Below are 18981 nucleotides of genomic sequence, written 5' to 3' on the forward strand. Positions count from 1 at the left end.
TTTTTGAGACAGGCTCTTCTAATGCTAAGAGCCTAACGAACAATAAGAAACTGCTATAATTTAGTAAGGTCTATATAGCAGGGTAAAGCTATGAGCTCTCGCCAGCGCAATTTGTCCCAAGCTTCTGCTCCTCCGGTGGGAGACGATAGTGTATTGTCATCTGTTCCCCTGCTCAATCACGTTACGGTCCGGCCTCAACCGATCCAAACCGTATGCCCGTTTTGTGGCGTTGGTTGCGGAATGCTGCTTTCCTGTAATGAACATGGTCAGGTTTGTGGTATCAGCCCGCTAAAAGATCACCCGATAAGCCAAGGTAAATTATGTGAGAAAGGGTGGAGCAGCCTTTATGCCATTTCCCCTGAGAACCGAATTACTCAGCCTCTGAAACGCTGCAAAGATCAATTTATACCGATAACCTGGGATGAAGCGCTCGAAGAAATCAGCTCAACACTGCTTGATATCATTGATGAATTCGGCGCTGATGCCACTGGGGTAATAAGCAGTGCCCGAGCTACCAATGAAGATAATTATGCGGCGCAGAAATTCGCCCGTGCCGTTCTAGGTACTAACAATGTCGATCACTGTGCCCGTATTTGTCATAGCCCGACTGTTGCTGGTTTGAAGCAAGTACTCGGTTCGGGCGCTATGACCAACAGCACTAAAGATCTGTTTGAAGCAGAGGTCATTGTCGTCATTGGAGCCGATCCGACCGAAAACCACAGTGTTTTAGGTGGACAGGTGATGCGCGCCAAACTCGCTGGTGCCAAGTTAATCGTCATTGATCCCAGAGTGACACGTCTGGCCAAGTTAGCGGATTTACATTTACAACTCACACCGGGCTCCAACATTGCGCTGATTAATGCCATGATTCATGTGATTTTGAGTAATCAGTGGCATGACAAAGCGTTTATTGCCGATCGCTGTGACGGCTTTGAGGAGCTGGAAAAACAGGTCGAGGGCTTAACGCCTGAATCTGTAGAGAGTATTACTGGTGTAGAGGCCAACCTGATAAGGCAAGCAGCACAGTATTACAGCCAGGCAAAACGTGCGATGATTTTGTACGGCATGGGCATAACCCAATTTGTGAGTGGTACTTCCAATGTCATTGCTTTGGCTGATTTGGCTTTGGTTTGCGGACACATCGGCAAGCCGGGTACTGGAATCAATCCTCTGCGCGGGCAAAATAATGTTCAGGGCGCTTGCGATATGGGTTGTCTGCCCAACGTTTATCCCGGTTATCAATCTGCGGATGACAGCGAGATTCAACTGCGGTTTTCTGACTATTGGAAGTGCGAGGTTGCATCGACACAGGGACTAACTTCTTTAGGCATGAGCAAAGGCACACTGGACGGGCATTTTCGAGCGCAAATTCTGTTTGGTGAAGATCCGGTGGTTACTGACCCTGACCAGAACCACGTTAAACTTGCCTATAAATCGCTTGATTTGCTGGTGGTTGCTGAACTGACCATGACAGAGACGGCTAAACTGGCCGACTATATTTTACCTGCCTCCTCTTTTGCCGAGAAGTCTGGCACCTTTACTAATTGTGAGCGTCGGGTACAGCTGATTAATGCTGCAATGCCGCCATTGGGTGAAGCTAAAGCGGACTGGCAGTGGTTGCAAGCGCTAGCCGAGAAGATGGGCAGCAGTGCTCTGAACTGGCAAAACAGTGAAGAAGTGTTTGATGAAATGGCGGCCATCACGCCCGCTTATCAAGGGATGACTTATTCCAAATTAGAACAGCATTACGGTTTACAGTGGCCGTGTAACGATACGGCACCGGAAGGGACCCCCGTTCTTCATTCGAAAGCGTTTCCTATCGGGCGGGCTCGTTTAACGCCTGTGCATTATGTACCGGTTGATGAGTCTCCGGATTCCGACTTTCCACTGTTGTTAACGACTAATCGGCTGCATTTCCATTATGGTTGTGGATCGATGACGCGAAAATCCCCATTATTAGAGCGGGAAATCCCCCCTGGTATTCTGTTTATTAACCCTAAAGATGCCGACCTGTTAGGTATCTCTCTATATAGCCCGGTCAGCGTTCGCTCCAGACGAGGTTACATCGAAACACGAGCTATGATCACCGATGATGTTCCGGTTGGTGTGGTGAGTATGCCTTATCATTTTAAAGAAGCCCCCTCTAATCAGCTTACCAATACCGCGCAGGATCCCGTCACCAAAATGCCCGAACTAAAAGCGTGTGCGGTAGAAGTTGAACTATTGCCTGAAGGGCATAAGCCGCTTGCAGCGTGGGAGCGACCGGGAGAGACGAAATGACTAAGACTTACGAGTTAGATTCATTAGATGAGCTCAGGTTGCACTTGCTGCAGAGTAGGGCGCTGTACCAGATCGTTGCTAATAGTGAGCAAGATTCAGGTGATTACTATTGGCAGCAAGTACTCGCGCATGACCTGCCGGTAGTCATAAATAAAATGCCAACTCATTCTGCCAAAGGTTTCTTTTTTACTGAACGAGAGCCACTGTATGTATTTGATGGTGAGGTGTTTAAAGAGACGTTACCCAATGTAGAGCCTTTCGTTTTGTTTGGCGTGCAAAGTTGCGATTTGGTGGCAATTCATTATCAGGACGAGTTTTTTGACCAAGACCCGTATTATCAGGCGCGCCGAAAACAAGCTTTACTGGTCGGTATGGATTGCACAGCGCCGTGTGAAAATGGTTTTTGCCCAACAGTAAACGCGGGCCCGAGTGTACGTGATGAAACCGCAGATTTAGCCCTTCACCCGCTTGATGGGCAACGATGGCTGTTAGTTGTGCTTACAAAACTAGGCGAAGAGTCTCTGCAAGGCTTTGATTTGAAATTGGCGTCGACTCACGACAAGAGTCAGCGTTGGGAGAACATCGCACACTGTGAGCAGCTTTTTCCTGATGATCGTTACCTTATTGAAGGAATAGAGAAGATCAGTGAGGGAAGAGTACCAGAGGAGTTCTGGCAACAAGTGGGAATTCAGTGTTTGGGTTGTTCCGGATGTACAACACTGTGCCCGACATGTTCCTGTTTTGGAACCCGTTCTGTTTCGAATGATAGCAACGCTGAAAAATCAGGAACTTCTCAGGTCAGATTCTGGGACTCTTGTTTGTATGAAGGCTTTCAGCGCGAAGCGAGTTTTCATAATCCGTCTAAGGAAGCGGGCCAGCGGGTAGAGCGCTTTTGGTATCACAAATTCGGTATGGACTTTGTACCTGAATTTGGCCGCTATGGCTGTGTGGGTTGTGGTCGCTGTGAGCAGACGTGTCCCGGAGTCATTGGTGTACATTCATTAATGAAAAGGATTATCGATGATGTTTAGCCTAACTCCGGACAGTATCGAGATTATTGACTTTTATGATGATGGCGAAGACACCAGACATTACTATTTTCGCTTATCGGATCTTAACTCGAACTGGGCAAGAGCCAAGAGCGGACAGTTTTTTATGCTGTGCGTACCGGGCGTTGGTGAAGCGCCATTTACCTTTACTAAGCTGCCTGATGAGTTAGGTAACTTTCGCGCTTTGGTTCGTAAAGTGGGTTCGGTTACGGAGGCTCTGTTTACTAAAGACAGAGGCGAGATACTTGGTGCTCGCGGGCCTTATGGACACGGCTGGCAAATCGACGATTTGGCGGACAGAAAGATCCTGGTAATTGGAGGAGGGTGTGGATTGGCACCGTTAGTGAGCGTTGTTGAGCAACTTATCGAGCAGCAAAATTTTGCTCAACTGGAAGTGGTGTATGCAGCGCGTAGCAAACGAACCTTGTTGCTCTCACCTGAAAGAGATCACTGGAAACACTGCATTCCGATATTCAACGTAGTGGAAGATCTCACCGGGTTGGATGAGCAGGAATACTATGTCGGTACGGCAATCAGCATTTTACCGACCGTTTTGCAGTCATTTGGTGAACAGCCAGACTGTGTATTGCTAGCAGGGCCAGAAGCCATGATGGGAGTCGTGAGTGAATATCTGGTCTCATACGGTATTGATGCAAAAGACATCTATCTTTCTGTAGAGAGAAGGATGCATTGTGCGGTGGGCTTGTGCGGACATTGTTACCTGAACAATCACTATGTTTGCACCCACGGCCCAACATTACGCTGGGCCGAAGTGAGTGAATCACTTACTGTATAACTGTATAGTAGTTAACCTCAGCTCGGGATAATTTAAGCCAGTCACCACAACTCTTCTAGCGCCTAACTGCGTTAAAATCACCGCAATAGACTAGCTATTGACTTGTGATTTTGCCTTGTTATCCATCTAAAATTGCTGCACTGACTCACAGTCCGACTCACTATATGAAAGATAAAGTTTTATAGACTTTACTTATCCCGAGCTGAGGTTAGTTAGCTTCCCATTAAGACACTTTGTCTTGAGAGATCTCTTGTTTTGCTATTGCTTGTTCTGCTATTTCTTTCTCCGCTTTGGCTACGACGGTGCAGCCTTTTGCAAATGAGTCTGGGTTGAGCGATATAGAATCAATGCCACAAGTGACAAGAAACTGTGCAAATTCTGGGTGATCTGAAGGTGCCTGCCCGCAAATACCGACTTTGCATCCTTTACTGTGTGCAACACGTATGACTTGTTCGATCAGGCTTTTTACTGCGTCATCCCGCGCATCGAACATTGGCTTGAGCTCAGCTGAATCGCGATCTATACCCAGTACTAACTGAGTCAGGTCGTTACTGCCGATAGAAAAACCATCAAACCGCTCTGCAAAACGATCGGCAAGAATGACATTCGATGGGATCTCACACATCACATAGACTTGCAGACCATTTTCGCCTCGTTTAAGTCCGGCGTCAGCCATCACTTCCAGTACCTTGTCGGCTTCGCTGACAGTGCGGCAGAATGGGATCATCACGATGATATTATCAAAGCCTATCTCTTCTCTGGCTTTTAATATCGCTTTGCATTCCAGTTGAAACGCTTCTTTATAGCGAGGGTGATAGTAGCGAGAAGCTCCTCGTAAACCCAGCATTGGGTTCTCTTCATGCAGCTCAAAGAAATCCCCGCCGAGTAAGCCGCGATACTCATTGGATTTGAAATCCGACATACGCACAATCACCGGTTTAGGATACTGGCTTGCGGCGATTTTACTTACACCAAGCGCGAGGTTATCGACGAAATAATCTGCGAGAGTGGCAAAACCTTCACATCGGCGACGGATTTCGTTTTCTACTTCTGGATCAGTTATTTGCTCTGGATGTAAAAGCGCCATAGGGTGCAGCCCGATATGACTGGAAATAATAAATTCGATACGGGTTAAGCCAATCCTGCAGTAGGGAGTTGCCACCAGTGGAAAATACCATCAGGCATGGCAGCGTTGATCATGATGTTGGTGCTGGTTGTAGGTAAAGCTTTTAGATCGATCTCCTGTGTGGTGTAGCTAACTTCGCCCTCATAGACCTGACCAACTGCACCTTGCGCGCAGCTTAGTGTCACCAATTGCCCCGATTTAAGTTTTTGCGTAGCGTGTTCAGTACCAACAATCGCTGGCACTTTAAGCTCGCGACTGACAATCGCCGCATGGCTGGTTGGCCCACCAGAATCAGTAATGATGCCTGCGGCTTTACGCATTAACGGAACCCAATCCGGGTCAGTGCGCTCGGTCACCAGAATAGCACCTTCAGGAAATGATTCTATGTCATCGGGTGACAGCACAGTAAAGGTTTGAGCGATGGCAATTGCACCACCGACGCTAGCACCTTCAAGCAGTACAGGTGCATCGGTTTTATCCAGTTTGTAATTGACCAGCAGAGCAGCATCCCGGTGTGATTCCACTGTTTCTGGTCTTGCCTGAACCATAAACAGTTGCTGGGTTTGGCTGTCTTTAGCCCATTCCATGTCCATAGGGCAGCCATAATGTCGCTCTATGATCACCGCCCATTTACTCAGTTGCAGTATTTCATCATCATTGAGTACGAGCTGTTTACGTTCTTCGTCACTCGTAGCGAGGGTAACGGTAGGCTGCTCTGCATTTTCAGATTTATTGAACTGCATTTTTTCCAGTTTGTTACCGAGGTGCTTCTCAATAATTGGTCGTTTGTCAGGTTGTTCAAGCAGAGGTTTATAAACCATAAAGCGATCCGGTGTGACGGAGCCTTTTACAATAGTTTCACCCAAGCCCCAACTGCCATTTATCATGACGACATCCGGGAAGCCGTTTTCGGTATCCAGACTGAACATGACCCCGGCACATTCTGACTCAATCATCTGTTGCACCCCAACAGATAACGCGACTTGTTGATGTTCGAATCCTTGCTCTTGACGGTAAACAATGGCGCGATCCGTATAAAGGGAAGCGAAGCATTGCTTGCAGGCTTCAAGGACCTGTTGATCACCGCGAATATTGAGGTAACTCTCTTGCTGACCAGCAAAACTCGCCTCAGGCAAGTCTTCTGCCGTAGCAGAGCTTCGAACGGCGACTGAAGCGGAAGGTACGCCAATTTGTTCACATAGTGCATGGTACGCATCTAAGATGGCGCGCTCTTGTTCTGGGGTAAAACTTGCCTGACTGATGAGCGCACGAATGTTGCGTCCGGCTTCTGCGAGGCTTATCTCATTGCGATTCATCCGGTTTAAATAGTCTGTGATTGGGCCATTGAGTTCATTCTGCTGTAAAAAATCGCGGAAGAATTGCGCGCTGGTGGCAAAGCCGTCTGGGACCCGAATCCCGCTTTCACTTAGCTTGCTGAGCATTTCACCTAGACTGGCGTTTTTGCCCCCGACAAGACTGACATCGGTTGTATGAAGTTGTTGATAACGATAGATTAACGGTTGTATGTTGTGTGTGGACATGGTCAGCGTCCTTATATTTGGTTATAAAGGAGCTGTCTGCTGCCATTGGCGCTCCTGCGCTTACTGACACCTTTCTTGCAGATAGCTTTTTAATTGGTTGTAGCTGCGGACTTTGGTGTAGTCGCCTTCCGGTATACTGACTCCGGTACTCTTTTTCAGAGAGGCCAGGAGATTAAGAAAGTCCATAGAATCAAGGTCGCACTCTTCGCGCAGGTCTTCATCTAAGTCGATTTCATCTATCTCAATTTCCGGTGCGATGCGTTTTATCGCGTCGGCTATCGTTGTTGGTATGTTGATGTTGCTCATAATGCCTCCGGATGTTGTAGCTGCTTCGCCAGTGCCTGTAAAAAACGAGCACCTGTGACACCGTCACTTACGCGATGATCAGCCGCGAGTGTGACGGTCATGATGTCGCCGATTTCGATTTGGTTATCTTTTATGACAGGAGCCTGACGCTGCCGGCCGAGTCCTATGATGGCGACTTGGGGTGGGTAAATTACGCCGGTAATACTGTCAGCGCCGCGCTCACCAATACTGGTCACTGTGATGGTAGTCTGACTTATCTCGGAGCTGCGAAGTCGCCCGCGTCGGCTGCGTTCTGCTAAATCACGTAAAGCCTCCATCGTTTGATCGATACTTAGTTTATCCGCATCCAGAATCCCAGGAATCACCAAGCCACCTTCTCGCAAACTGATGGTATTGCCGATATTTACTGACTCGGAAGGGGTAAAATGACCATCCTGATAAAAGCCATTGAGATCGGGGAACTTCGCCAGCTGACGTGCGATGGCGCAGAGAATAACCGCGGGAAGCAACAGACGCTGCTCTGGCTCGCGCTGCTGATTTAGTTCAGCCAACCAGGTTTGTACTTTAGTCAGATTAATATCCAACGCGAGGTAGTAGTGTGGGATTTCTTTTTTCGAGCGACTCATGGCATCACTGATTGCCTGGCGCATCGGTGACATTTCTTGTTGTTTAGTAGTAGTTCTCTCGGTTTCTGAAGGATGCTGCTCTTCTATATTTTCAGGCAAGTCACGTAAAAGAACCGCACCGTATGGACCGCTGCCTGTTAAGGTTGAAAGTTCTACTCCTGAAAGGTAAGCGGTTTTTCGCGCTAGCGGTGATGCATACTTGCGTTGCTTATTACTGTTAGAAGAGGCAGGGCTGATACGTTTTAATAACTCTGAGTCCGATACAACATCATGCTGTAAGGTATCGGTATTTCTTGTTGAAGGCTCAGTGTTTTCAGATCGAGCTGCTTTAGGTTCAATGTAGGGCGGCAGTTCTACATCGTTTGTTTCTGGTAAAACCTCAGGCGAATCTTGTGAGCTTGTCGTTGACTTAGTATCAGCTACAGGCGTATCACTTTGCATTCTGGCGATCACGCTACCAACCGGAAGTTTGACATCGGCCTCTATTAGCAGCTCGGAAATGGTGCCTGAATAGTAAGACTCCATGTCGATTGCACCCTTGCTGGTTTCTATTACCGCAATGATGTCACCTTTCTCAACGTGATCTCCCGGTTTGACTTGCCACTCCATTAATGTTCCGTGGCTCATATCAGCACCGAGTGCTGGCATGGTGATGTCAATCAAGGCTTCGTTGTGGTTATTGTTTGTCATGAGCCACTACTCCTCACTTCGCCTGCCAGTCGGGCGTCATCAGTACGGCTTTCGCTGCACTGACGATCTTATCTGCCTGAGGAATGGCGGCTTGCTCCAAGTGATGAGGGTATGGGATAGGGACTTCTTCAGTACAAACCCTATTAACTGGCGCATCGAGTTGCCAGAAGGCGTTTTCCATGATGATGGCACTGATTTCACCAGCGAGACTGCCTGTATACCATCCTTCATCTATGACAACGGCGCGGTGAGTTTTTGAAACACTCTCTATGATGGTGCTGGTGTCGAGTGGTCTGAGAGAGCGTAGATCAATTACTTCGGCGTCAATGCCCTCGGTTTCAAGCTGGTAGGCCGCTTGTAAGGTTTTGCCAAGGTTACCGCCGTAAGTGATCAGGGTGATGTCTTTACCAGTGCGTCGAACTAAGGCTTTATCCATTGGAGCATCGGGAGCTTCAGTAATCTGGCCTTCTTCGTTAAGCAGCATGACATGTTCAAAAATAATCACAGGATCGGGGTCAGCTATTGCCTGACTGAGCATGTAGCAAGCATCATTTTGAGTGGCGGGGCTAAGTACTTTTAGCCCAGGAACATGGGCATAGAAGTTCTCCCAACTGTGTGAGTGTTGCGCGGCGAGCTGTTTACCCGCGCCGCAAGCCATACGAATAACGATAGGAACATTGAACTGGCCGCCAGACATATGCTGAAGGGTTGCGGCGGTATTAATAATCTGATCCATTGCGAGCAAGCTGAAGTTCACGGTCATGACTTCAACAATAGGGCGCATGCCGCCAAGAGCAGCACCGACACCGACGCCGACAAATCCTGATTCACAAAGGGGCGTATCAATGATTCGATCAGCACCGAACTGTTCAAGGAGTCCTTTACTCACGGCATAGCAACCGCCATAACGGCCGACGTCTTCTCCCATCAGAAAAGCGCTTGGCTCGTTGGTCAACACGTCACTGATTCCGGCGCGAAGGGCTTCACGATAGGTCATTTTGTCTGGTGCCCGGCTGCAAGGCAGAGGCGCGTGCTTCGGCTGGTTGTCCGGACTATGCACATAACGAGTAAGCTGTTCTATAGGCTCTAACTCGCCACTTTCCGAGAAAGCGATAGCGTCACTGATTTCATCAGCGATTTTGGCTTCGATATCAGAGAGCTCCTGATCCTCAAAATGGCTGTTTTTTTGCAGCCAGTGGATGAGTTGTTTCACTGGCCCTTTTTCTTCCCACAATGCGATCTCACTCTTGTCTCTGTATAACTGAGTATCGAAACTTGAGTGGCCGCGGAAACGATAGGTCTGGCATTCAATAAAATAGGGCTTTTTCTGTTCGCGGATAAAATCAACCGCGTCACAAGCGGCGGCTTCGACATCCACAACATTCATGCCATCCACTTGGACTGACTCGATACCGTAACTCTTGGCTTTTTGAGAAATATTGGTATTGGATTCTGACAGTGCGAGTGCTGTACCCATGGCGTAACGGTTGTTTTCACAGATGAACAGAACCGGAAGTTCCCAAAGCGCAGCGAGGTTCAGGCTTTCATGAAACTCACCTTCGGCAACTGCACCTTCACCAAAAAAGCAGACTGCAATGGCATCGCGCTGCATTTTCTTATTCGCGAGCGCAAGACCAGTCGCAAGAGGGAGACCGCCGCCAACGATGGCATTACCACCGCAGAAGTTGAGGTTCTTGTCAAACAGATGCATCGAACCGCCACGCCCGCGGCTACAGCCATTGGTTCGGCCGTACATTTCAGCCAGCACGCTACCCATGCTCATGCCACGGGCAAGCGCGTGTCCGTGTTCGCGATAGGTCGCGACAACCTGATCATCGTTATTAAGTGTGGACATTACACCGACAGCGATGGCTTCTTCACCAATATAGAGGTGTAGAAAGCCACGAATTTTTTCCAATGCATAAAGCTCGGCACACTTTTCCTCAAAACGACGAATACGTAACATCTGCTCTAATTGTTTAAGCAAGTGTTCTCGATTGATATGGAGTCTTTTGTTCATTGTTCATCACTCTCCAATGTCGAAATATCGCCTTCAGGTAAGCCTAGTTCACGTGCTTTGAGTAAGCGACGCATGATCTTGCCACTGCGTGTTTTAGGCAGGTTAGTACGAAAGACGATTTCTTTAGGCGCTACAGCCGCGCCAAGTCGTTTACGTGCAAGCCCCAATAATGATTGAAGAAGTTCATCATCTGCTTTGATGTCTGGCTTGAGTGCCACAAAGGCTTTGACGATTTGTCCAGCGACCGGGTCGGGCACGCCAATCACTCCCGCCTCTGCGACGGCGGGGTGTTCCATCAATGCACTTTCAACCTCGAACGGACCAATTAAGTGACCGGAGGATTTAATCAGATCATCTTTACGGCCAACGAACCAGAAGTAACCGTCTTCATCTTTCATTGCCAGATCGCCGCTGAGATACCATTCACCTTTGAAGCAGGATTGGTATTTTTCTTCCTGATTGAGGTAACCGCGAAACATAGATGGCCAACCGGATTTTAGGGCCAACTCTCCCACTTGCATCGGCTCTGTTTCCTCACGCAAAGATCCATCATCGTTTAAATTGACAATCGTGGCTTTAATTCCGGGAAGTGGTTTGCCCATCGAGCCGGGTTTGACCGGCATGGAAGGAACATTAGCTATCATGATCCCGCCAGTTTCGGTTTGCCACCAGTTGTCATGGAAGGGCATACCAAAGACTTTCTCACCCCATTCAACCGCCTCGGGGTTAAGCGGCTCGCCGACGCTGGCCATAAAACGTAAACGAGATAAATCGAACTGCTTAGGTAAGGCTTCACCAATTTTCATCAGCATTCGGATAGCGGTAGGGGCGGTGTACCACACCGTGACTTGTTGATCTTGCAGAATCTGATACCAGCGCTCAGCATCGAACTCGGCTTCGTCAATGATCATAGTGACACCCAAACAAAGGGGAGCAATGATGCCGTAAGTTGTCCCGGTTACCCAGCCGGGATCAGCCGTACACCAGTAAATATCATCAGGCTTAAGATCTAATGCGTAAAACGCTGAGCGGATATGATGCTGCACAGCCTGATGGACATGGATAACACCTTTAGGTTTACCCGTCGTACCGCTGGTAAAGTGAAGCAGCGCCATATCTTCTGGCTGAGTAGTAACGCAAGTGTGATCAGGGTTGGTGTCGGCCATTAGCTCATGATAGTCATGGCATCCTGGTTCGTCATCCAGACCGCCATCAATCAATAATATCGCTTTTATATGAGGCAGTTCGCGCCACCAACTTTTGAGTTTTTTGCGATATAAACTGCGCGTAGTAATCACCACATTCGCCGAACCTATTTCCATTCGCGAACGTATTGGTTCAGGGCCAAATGCAGAAAATAGTGGGGTAAACACACAACCTGCTTTGAGCGTCCCGATTGCTGCAATGTAAAGTTCTGGTCTGCGCCCTGCGAGACTGAAGACGCGGCTGCCTTGTGGTAAGTCGAGTTTGGATAAGAGATCCGCAAAACGGTTCGTTTGCTCGCTGAGATCACGATAACTGAAATCAAAGATTTCATTTTCTTTACTGATCCACCTCAGAGCGAGTTTATCTCGACTATGCTGGTTTAAGTGGCGATCCAGTGCTTCAAAACCAATATTCAAACCACCAGAGTTTAACCCTTTGATTTGTGGAGGGGAGGGTGTTGCTTTGTGTGGTTCTAATTGCAGGTTGGCATTGTCCGCCAGCGTTTGGTGAAAAATTGTTTTAACCATAATTCGGCATCCCGCACAAAAGTAAACGTTTTCCAGAAGAGGAATTACACTTACTAAAAGTATGGTTTATCGAGACAGCTTTTCCACCGAGTAAATAAGAATTTACTAATATTTTAATTTAAGGTTTTAAGGACTGGCATACAGAACCTTATTACCCTGTTTGGCGAAATAACTCGGTCAGGTTCGGTAGATGCGTACATCTGAAATCGCGAGCGGCAATTGACCGCGTGAAAGTGAATTTAATCGCTTAGATAGAGAGTGAGTTTGTACTTAAAGTAGTAAAGCCTGAATATAAGGAGACTAGTAAATGGATAACACAACATCGTTGATTTACGACACGTTAGTAGATTTAACTCAAAATGAGCCAGAGTGTCACGCTCAAATACGACAAAAGCTCTATGATCAACTTAACTTGCCATTTGAAAAACAAGTTGCGCTTTATACGAATATTTTGGCTGCGGCCAGTTCTGGGAAACTTGAAAATCGCGCTGATATTGACTCTGCGGTAGATCTCGCAGCTAAGGTATTAGGAACTAAATAACGTTAACCTAATTACAAACGCAAAAGAGTCAGACTTCGGTCTGACGCTTTTGGGATTTAAGGTAAATTGGGTCGTTAAGGTAATAACGCGAAGGGCTAGCTCACACAGCTCTCATTTTCTTCGTCCAATAGATAAACTGCCTGAACATGTGATTGCGAGTTGAAAGAAACCTCTACTTGGGTGTCTTCTTTTTCAAAAATCACTTTATCGAAATCGGTATACATTATTTTGAAACCTTTTCGAGCAAACAAGCTAGTGACTTCTGTCCGTTTTCTTAGCAAAAAGATTGTCTTAAATAACTCATCCATGAGTTTTGCTCCATATTTTAATATTGAACTGCGATCTGTGAATAAACATCCTTATTGATTAATGACTCGACAACATTTTAAGCGCTGCTTTTATTGAAACATATTTTGCATCAATACATTCATCTCGCTGATTAAACAGAGCAACGAGATAACGGCTTTTCACTTTTGAGCCTCGGGCTGATAGCCACTGTGCGACAACGTCATACTTATCACCGACATGCGATCCTATCTCAATTCCATTGCCTGATTTCGCTTTGAAGTAAAGCTTTAAAGTACATCCTTGTACCATTGTTACATCCTCCATGTGTTAACAATTTAATAACAGTTCTTGTGTGGTTAAAAATCAAATCTCATTATTGGCTTTGGTGATTTTGCTCAATGAAAAAGAGTGATTGTTTCCTGATTACATCATGCAGTTTGCAGTAGTATCTCTCAGTATTTCTTAGAGTTTTTACTCACTTAAAAATAATGTAGACCGGAACAGATAAGCTGTTTCTCGCTAAGATGAGGAAGCGTTGAGCCTGTTGGTGTTATTTAGTTAACCGGCTAAGTGATTATAAGCGGTAGCATCGTTTATATAAGCGGGGGACACGATTGGATTTCAGAAAGTCAACGTGTTTCTAACAGTCTTTCATAAAAATATCTTTATTCGTATAGTGAATAAATATATGAAAAATATAAATCGCCCTGATAGAATACGCCGTTTCATATGAAAGCATCAGTTGGTTGCACCAACGCAGACAGGAATTGTATTGGTTATGAGTCGGGCAGAACGCTTTATCAATATCCTCAACACTTCAAATGATGGTCTTTGGTACCAAGATGAAGATGGTAACGTCGAGTTTTACAGTGAAAGTTTTTATCAGTCTTTTGATATCCATTTGAATAACTCTACGTTTGATGATTGGTTGAAGCTTGTTCACCCTCTCGACGTTGAAAAACTGTCCAGCGCTGCTAAAAAACAGCAGAGTAGTAAATCCAGTGAAAGAGTCGTCACTCGTTACCGGGTGAGGGATAAACAAGGCAACTATCGCTGGATTGAAGCGTTAGGAATTAATGTCGAGGTTGGTAGTCAAAAGTACATGGTAGGGCTTCACAAGGACGTTTCTGACGAAGTCCTGATGACGGAATATCTTGTCCATGAGGCCTCCCATGATAGTGAAACCAATTTTCTGAACAGGCGTCAGTTTGAGCGGGATATGCGGGAGTTAGCTCCGGACAGTGTGGTGGTGACTTGCTGCTTTGATCCTGCGATCAACAGAGTGACCCGCACGAGAGAAGATGTGTTTCTCGGTCAAATTGCATCCAACCTGATTACGGCTTTTGATGAGGTGGTAAGTGGAGATTATGAACTTTACCGAGTAAACTCCAATACATTCGTTGCTATTATTCCTGACCAAAAGGGATTGGAGAAAAACTTACCGGGTTTAGTTATTAAGTTAGATACAGTCTACTTACAGTCTTCCCAGAAGAACTCTCAATGGATAAATAATAAAGGCGTTTATTTTTCTCCGTTATCTGGTCAGGAGTTTGTTGGTAAAGAGCCTCTCGATTACATCATGCAGGTTTCGGATTACGCTCTGTTCAAGAAAAGCAATTACTCGTGCCGCGATGATATGTCGGTTGAACTCCACCGCCATGCTTTTATTTATGAGAATATCGGTGAAGCCATACGGGCAGGAGAAATCACAATTGATCTACAACCTATCGTCGATGAGCTGGGTACTATTGTCTCATTTGAGACTTTAGCTCGTTGGCCTACAGAAGAATTTGGCTTTATATCACCAATAGAGTTTATTCCTGTTGCAGAGAGTCAGGATGCTATCCATCAATTAGGTTTGTCCGTTGTCAAATCCGCTTGCGTATTTTTGAATCAATATGATCTTATTGACGATTCCAAACCCCTTATAAACGTCAACGTTTCGGTTAAGCAGCTATTAAATAAGACTTTTGCCCAAGATGTCGTGGACATTGTGGTAGAGACCGGTCTTTCTTCAAGCCGAATTGTTTTAGAAATTACTGAGTCGTACATTTTGGATGATAATGTCGACGTTATGTCGCAAACCGCTTTGCTTGCTAAATTAGGTTTTAATATTTCTATTGACGATTTTGGCTCTGGGTACAGTTCCATTACATCGATATACCGACTACCTCTTTACCAGATAAAACTGGACAAAGGCCTTGTGTGGCAATCATTACAATCACCTTCGTGCCGGGAATTTGTGGAATACATGGCTGAGTTTGGCAAGAAGCACAATATTTCAATTGTCGCTGAAGGCATTGAGAGCCAAAGTATGATGCAAGAATTCATGGCTATGAAAGTAAGTCACTTTCAAGGCTACTATATTCACGAGCCAAAACATGCGTCGACTTTTCTGAAAAAGTAAACGTAATCATACGATAACTTGACTACCGATATAGTTATCACAACTAGATGATTAAAAAGCGTATTTAGTCTAACTAAATACGCTTTTTGTTTACTTCGAATTATTCATGTGTTTTCTGAGTGCCGCTACCACCATATTGTGGTCGTCCTCTGAGGGTAGGCCGGACACTGTGATCACGCCAATGAGTCCGCTGCCTTTAATACGAATAGGAAATGCCCCTCCGTGGGCGCAGTATTCATTGGCATCAATATGGGGCTGAGTTTCAAACTCGCGCTGTTTTGAGGCATTGTAATGACCAAGATAATGAGAACTGCGTCCATAACGCAGTACGGATTGACGCTTGCGTCTTGCCCAATCTTGGTTGTCTATACTGGTACCAGCCATGGCGTAACTGAACAGTACCTGGCCAAACGCATAAATCTCTATTGTTACCGCCGCGAACTGTTTCTCCGCCGTTTCTTTTAGTGAACTGCCGAGTTCCCATGCAATTTCATGATTAAAACAAGGTAACTGTAATTCCGTTTCTTGCTCAAGAAGCTCTGATAAAATGTCTTTACTCATTCACTCGTTCTCAAGCCTTGGTTACCGGAAGTTTTTGACCCAAGCGACTGCTTTCCATCGCAAGTTCGATAAGTTTGATGTTCCATAGTGCATCTTCCGCTTTAACCGGCGGGGCGGTGTGGTTTCGGATTGCCTCAGCCATTCGCAAGAAATAGTGTTGGTAGCCACCTCTCTCTGTGGCAACAATTTCACTATCATCTGCACCATAGAAACAACCATAGTTATCTGAAGTTTCATCTGCCCAGCTTGGCTCGGTTGGCAAGACGCCTTCAATCAAACGAGGTTCTTGAGGGTCTAACCCCAGTTTTTCGTAGCTTCCTTTTGTGCCTTTTAGTGTAAAACGTTTATTGGGGCCTGCGCTAAATAGATCACCGTGCACGATGGCTAGATGGTTTGGGTAGTGCATCGCCACATCAAAGTAGTCGACATTGGTCGAGCCTTCATGCATCATTTTACATTCTGCGCTAACTGCTTCTGGCAGACCAAATAACTCTATTACCTGATCAATTAGGTGGGGACCTAAATCAAACAAAATACCACCGCCATCAGTTGCCTGCTCACGCCAGCGCTGACGTACTTCAGGACGAAAACGATCAAAATGAGATTCAAAGTGTTTTAGCTCCCCGATGCGTTTCTCTTCAATAATCTTTTTCGCCGTTAAGAAGTCACCATCCCAGCGGCGGTTATGGTAAACACTTAATACTCGGTTGTTTTCTTTGGCCAGCTTGATGAGCGCTTCACCGTCTTTAACGTTCGTGACAAACGGTTTTTCGATAATCACATGCTTACCGTTTTCAATCGCCTGTTTAGCCAACTCAAAATGCACATCATTTGGAGCGGTGATAATAACCAGTTCAGCGTCAGATGAGGCAAGCAAGTCGCTCGCATCTACATAGTGCTTTACGCTTGGCCAATCCCTCGCAACTGCATCGCCATTGCTGGTGCTGATGGCAACAAGTTCAAATTCTTCCAGAGAGCTAACGAAGGGGATATGAAAGGTTTTTGCTGAAAATCCATAACCGATAACGGCGGTTTTTATTGGTGAAAAAGTCATAACGTCTAACTCTCAGTGAGTGGGTAAAAAGATGCTCCTTGGTACTGATTAGGGACCATCTCTATAACGGCTATATATCGCATTAATCCATCAGGTTAATTGTAAGTATCACTTATACTTTTGGTGGAGATACTTACAATTGCGTAATAATACGTACTTAGTAATTAAATTTTGCACGTTTGCTTACGGTTTATCAAGTGATGTTGAATTTATTGCGCCTATTTTTCATATAGAAATACGAATGAATGTAAGTGTTTGTACGTGTATTCAAGTGTTTAATGGTGGTACACTAGTCCTAATTAACGCAAGGTGTATTTTTGATGACGCAAGAAGAACGTTTGATTGAGATAGAAGCTTATATAAAAAGCCATGGCAAAATCACCATTGAAGATATTTGTCATACCTATGGTATTTCTTACGACTCAGCGCGGCGCGATCTGGTTAAGCTCTCCAGCTATCCCGGCATTTTGCGCATACGAGGCGGCGCCATTCTAGATGACAAGAAGGTTACTTTATCTTTCAGTCAGAGATCTCAATCGAATCCAGTTAAACAAAAGCTTGCTGCTTTCGGAGCATCACTTGTGAAAGAACACGACATCGTCTTTCTCGATGCTGGTACTACATGCGCGGCTCTTGCACATCAACTTGAAGTGTCTTCTAGTGTTATTACAAATTCACTCGAAGCGCTGATTGAACTAAGAGAAAAAGCGAATATCAAGAAATGTGTACTTGGCGGAACGTTTGATGATTTTTCACATGCCATACTCGGTGATATGACTACGCAGCAGATAAGAAAATATCAGGCAAATAAAGCTTTCATTGGTGTTAGTGCCTTATCTGAATCAGGGATAACGACCGACTTAGAATCCGATGCGAATCTAAAGTTGGCGATGGCGAATCAATCAACGCAGGTGATTTGTATCGCTGAAGAGAGCAAGTTCAATACTCAGTTGATGTTCCAGTCTTGTGCATGGTCAGATATCGACTTTGTCGTGACCAACCGCCGACCGCCAGAAAATATAGTTAAACAGATGGAAAGTCATGGTGTCGAGTTGGTATTGGTAAATATTGATAAGTAAATCGTCTATTGTTTTAGATGTTTTTGCAGAGATAGATTCAATCAAACTTTAGAGCAGAGCCAAACGAAGAATGCGCCCGAAGCGGACAGGGCGCATAAAGACAGTGACATAGCCTTGGCCACATTATTAATTAACTTTCAAATGAAAGTTTGTTTCCAAACGCCTCTTTCCAGTCTTTGCCAAACTGATCCACCGCGGGTTGAACGGCTGGGTGAGCAAACATTTGTGCCGCGACATCGACAGGCAGAGTAATGGCTTCAATACCGAGTTTCATTACTTCCATCGCTTGTTGCGTATTCTTAAAGCTCGCAGCCAAAATTTTTGATGGCAGTTGGTTTTGATCCAGCAGCAATTGAAGGTCTGCAACCACTTCCACACCGTTACCGTTCATCGCGTCAATCCGGTTTACGTAGGGTGCTAAATAGTCTGCGCCACATAACGCCGCGAGAAATCCTTGTTGAGCAGAATAGATGGCCGTTGCCAATACTTGAATTCCTTCTGCTTTCATTCGCTTAATTGCGGCTAATCCAACTTCAGTCGCAGGTACTTTTACAACCATGTCATAAGGCAGTTCATTGATTTGGCGCGCTTCTTCAACCATATCTTCAACCGTTGTGCTGACGACTTGAGCATGAAAGCGAGGTGCACCACTTAGCGCTTCTTGCATTCCGGTTAGGGTTTCATTCAGCCCCTGTTTTGATTTCGCCAAGATGCTTGGGTTTGTGGTGACACCTTTTAGAGGTAGGCATTGGTTAAAGCGCTTTACTTCTGCCACATCAGCAGTATCTAAATAGAGTTCAATCATGGGTTCTACCTTAAATCATTCTTTGTTTTGATGATGGAGTCACTATAGATCTGACAATCCGCAGAGATCTTGATTTCGA

15 protein-coding genes and 1 pseudogene are annotated in these 18981 nt (G+C 45.8%); 6 read left to right on the forward strand and 10 right to left on the reverse strand.

The window, feature by feature from the left end; all coding sequences use genetic code 11:
* The first annotated feature begins 90 nt into the window (after window positions 1–90).
* The 3 genes from fdhF to KHN79_RS17625 are packed head-to-tail and all read left to right on the forward strand — an operon-like array spanning window position 91 to window position 4125.
* Window positions 91–2280: a formate dehydrogenase subunit alpha gene (gene fdhF / locus KHN79_RS17615; protein WP_182009972.1), complete on the forward strand. Its 2190-nt coding sequence runs from the start codon at window positions 91–93 to the stop codon at window positions 2278–2280.
* Window positions 2277–3311 (forward strand): 4Fe-4S dicluster domain-containing protein, encoded by a 1035-nt coding sequence (locus tag KHN79_RS17620; protein ID WP_182009971.1) that lies wholly within the window; start codon window positions 2277–2279, stop codon window positions 3309–3311. The genes fdhF and KHN79_RS17620 overlap by 4 nt, the downstream gene beginning before the upstream one ends.
* Complete coding sequence (locus KHN79_RS17625; protein WP_244812778.1) at window positions 3301–4125, forward strand: oxidoreductase; 825 nt, start codon at window positions 3301–3303, stop codon at window positions 4123–4125. The genes KHN79_RS17620 and KHN79_RS17625 overlap by 11 nt, the downstream gene beginning before the upstream one ends.
* A gap of 223 nt (window positions 4126–4348) precedes the next feature.
* Here the strand turns inward: KHN79_RS17625 and ppsA are convergent.
* The 5 genes and pseudogenes from ppsA to acsA all read right to left on the reverse strand — a co-directional run bounded on the left by ppsA (window position 4349) and on the right by acsA (window position 12167).
* Window positions 4349–6792: pseudogene (gene ppsA / locus KHN79_RS17630) on the reverse strand (phosphoenolpyruvate synthase).
* A gap of 60 nt (window positions 6793–6852) precedes the next feature.
* A complete protein-coding gene (locus tag KHN79_RS17635) occupies window positions 6853–7098 on the reverse strand; it encodes an acyl carrier protein (protein ID WP_182009969.1) in 246 nt (81 codons plus the stop codon).
* Window positions 7095–8414, reverse strand: a complete 1320-nt coding sequence (locus KHN79_RS17640) for a dihydrolipoamide acetyltransferase family protein (protein WP_182009968.1) — start codon at window positions 8412–8414, stop codon at window positions 7095–7097. Before KHN79_RS17640 ends, KHN79_RS17635 begins: the two co-directional genes overlap by 4 nt.
* A 13-nt stretch (window positions 8415–8427) precedes the next feature.
* Window positions 8428–10434, reverse strand: coding sequence for a pyruvate dehydrogenase (acetyl-transferring) E1 component subunit alpha (pdhA, locus tag KHN79_RS17645; RefSeq protein WP_182009967.1), 2007 nt, complete (start codon window positions 10432–10434; stop codon window positions 8428–8430).
* Window positions 10431–12167 carry an acetate--CoA ligase gene (acsA, locus tag KHN79_RS17650; protein WP_182009966.1) on the reverse strand — a complete coding sequence of 579 codons (1737 nt, stop codon included), beginning with the start codon at window positions 12165–12167 and terminating at the stop codon, window positions 10431–10433. Before acsA ends, pdhA begins: the two co-directional genes overlap by 4 nt.
* A gap of 307 nt (window positions 12168–12474) precedes the next feature.
* On the opposite strand from acsA, the gene KHN79_RS17655 reads away from it, so the two are divergent.
* The gene (locus tag KHN79_RS17655; RefSeq protein WP_182009965.1) at window positions 12475–12708 is read left to right on the forward strand and encodes a PAS factor family protein; all 234 of its coding nucleotides are present in this window, start codon (window positions 12475–12477) and stop codon (window positions 12706–12708) included.
* 95 nt (window positions 12709–12803) lie between these two features.
* On the opposite strand, the gene KHN79_RS17660 is transcribed toward KHN79_RS17655, so the two are convergent.
* Window positions 12804–13016, reverse strand: a complete 213-nt coding sequence (locus KHN79_RS17660; protein ID WP_182009964.1) for a hypothetical protein — start codon at window positions 13014–13016, stop codon at window positions 12804–12806.
* A gap of 58 nt (window positions 13017–13074) precedes the next feature.
* The gene (locus tag KHN79_RS17665) at window positions 13075–13305 is read right to left on the reverse strand and encodes a hypothetical protein (RefSeq protein WP_182009963.1); all 231 of its coding nucleotides are present in this window, start codon (window positions 13303–13305) and stop codon (window positions 13075–13077) included.
* Between the two features lie 469 nt (window positions 13306–13774).
* On the opposite strand from KHN79_RS17665, the gene KHN79_RS17670 reads away from it, so the two are divergent.
* The gene (locus tag KHN79_RS17670; protein ID WP_182009962.1) at window positions 13775–15403 is read left to right on the forward strand and encodes an EAL domain-containing protein; all 1629 of its coding nucleotides are present in this window, start codon (window positions 13775–13777) and stop codon (window positions 15401–15403) included.
* A gap of 90 nt (window positions 15404–15493) precedes the next feature.
* Here KHN79_RS17670 and KHN79_RS17675 read toward each other — a convergent pair whose 3' ends face one another.
* Complete coding sequence (locus tag KHN79_RS17675; RefSeq protein WP_182009961.1) at window positions 15494–15964, reverse strand: heme-degrading domain-containing protein; 471 nt, start codon at window positions 15962–15964, stop codon at window positions 15494–15496.
* 10 nt (window positions 15965–15974) lie between these two features.
* A complete protein-coding gene (locus KHN79_RS17680; RefSeq protein WP_182009960.1) occupies window positions 15975–17018 on the reverse strand; it encodes an oxidoreductase in 1044 nt (347 codons plus the stop codon).
* Window positions 17019–17338: 320 nt separating this feature from the next.
* Between KHN79_RS17680 and KHN79_RS17685 the strand changes: the two genes are divergently transcribed.
* The gene (locus KHN79_RS17685; RefSeq protein ID WP_182009959.1) at window positions 17339–18097 is read left to right on the forward strand and encodes a DeoR/GlpR family DNA-binding transcription regulator; all 759 of its coding nucleotides are present in this window, start codon (window positions 17339–17341) and stop codon (window positions 18095–18097) included.
* A 130-nt stretch (window positions 18098–18227) separates the two neighbouring features.
* On the opposite strand, the gene KHN79_RS17690 is transcribed toward KHN79_RS17685, so the two are convergent.
* On the reverse strand, window positions 18228–18902 hold the full coding sequence (locus KHN79_RS17690; protein WP_182009958.1) for a fructose-6-phosphate aldolase: 675 nt from the start codon (window positions 18900–18902) through the stop codon (window positions 18228–18230).
* Window positions 18903–18981: the final 79 nt, after the last annotated feature.

Source organism: Vibrio sp. B1FLJ16 (assembly GCF_905175385.1).
Lineage (GTDB): Bacteria > Pseudomonadota > Gammaproteobacteria > Enterobacterales > Vibrionaceae > Vibrio.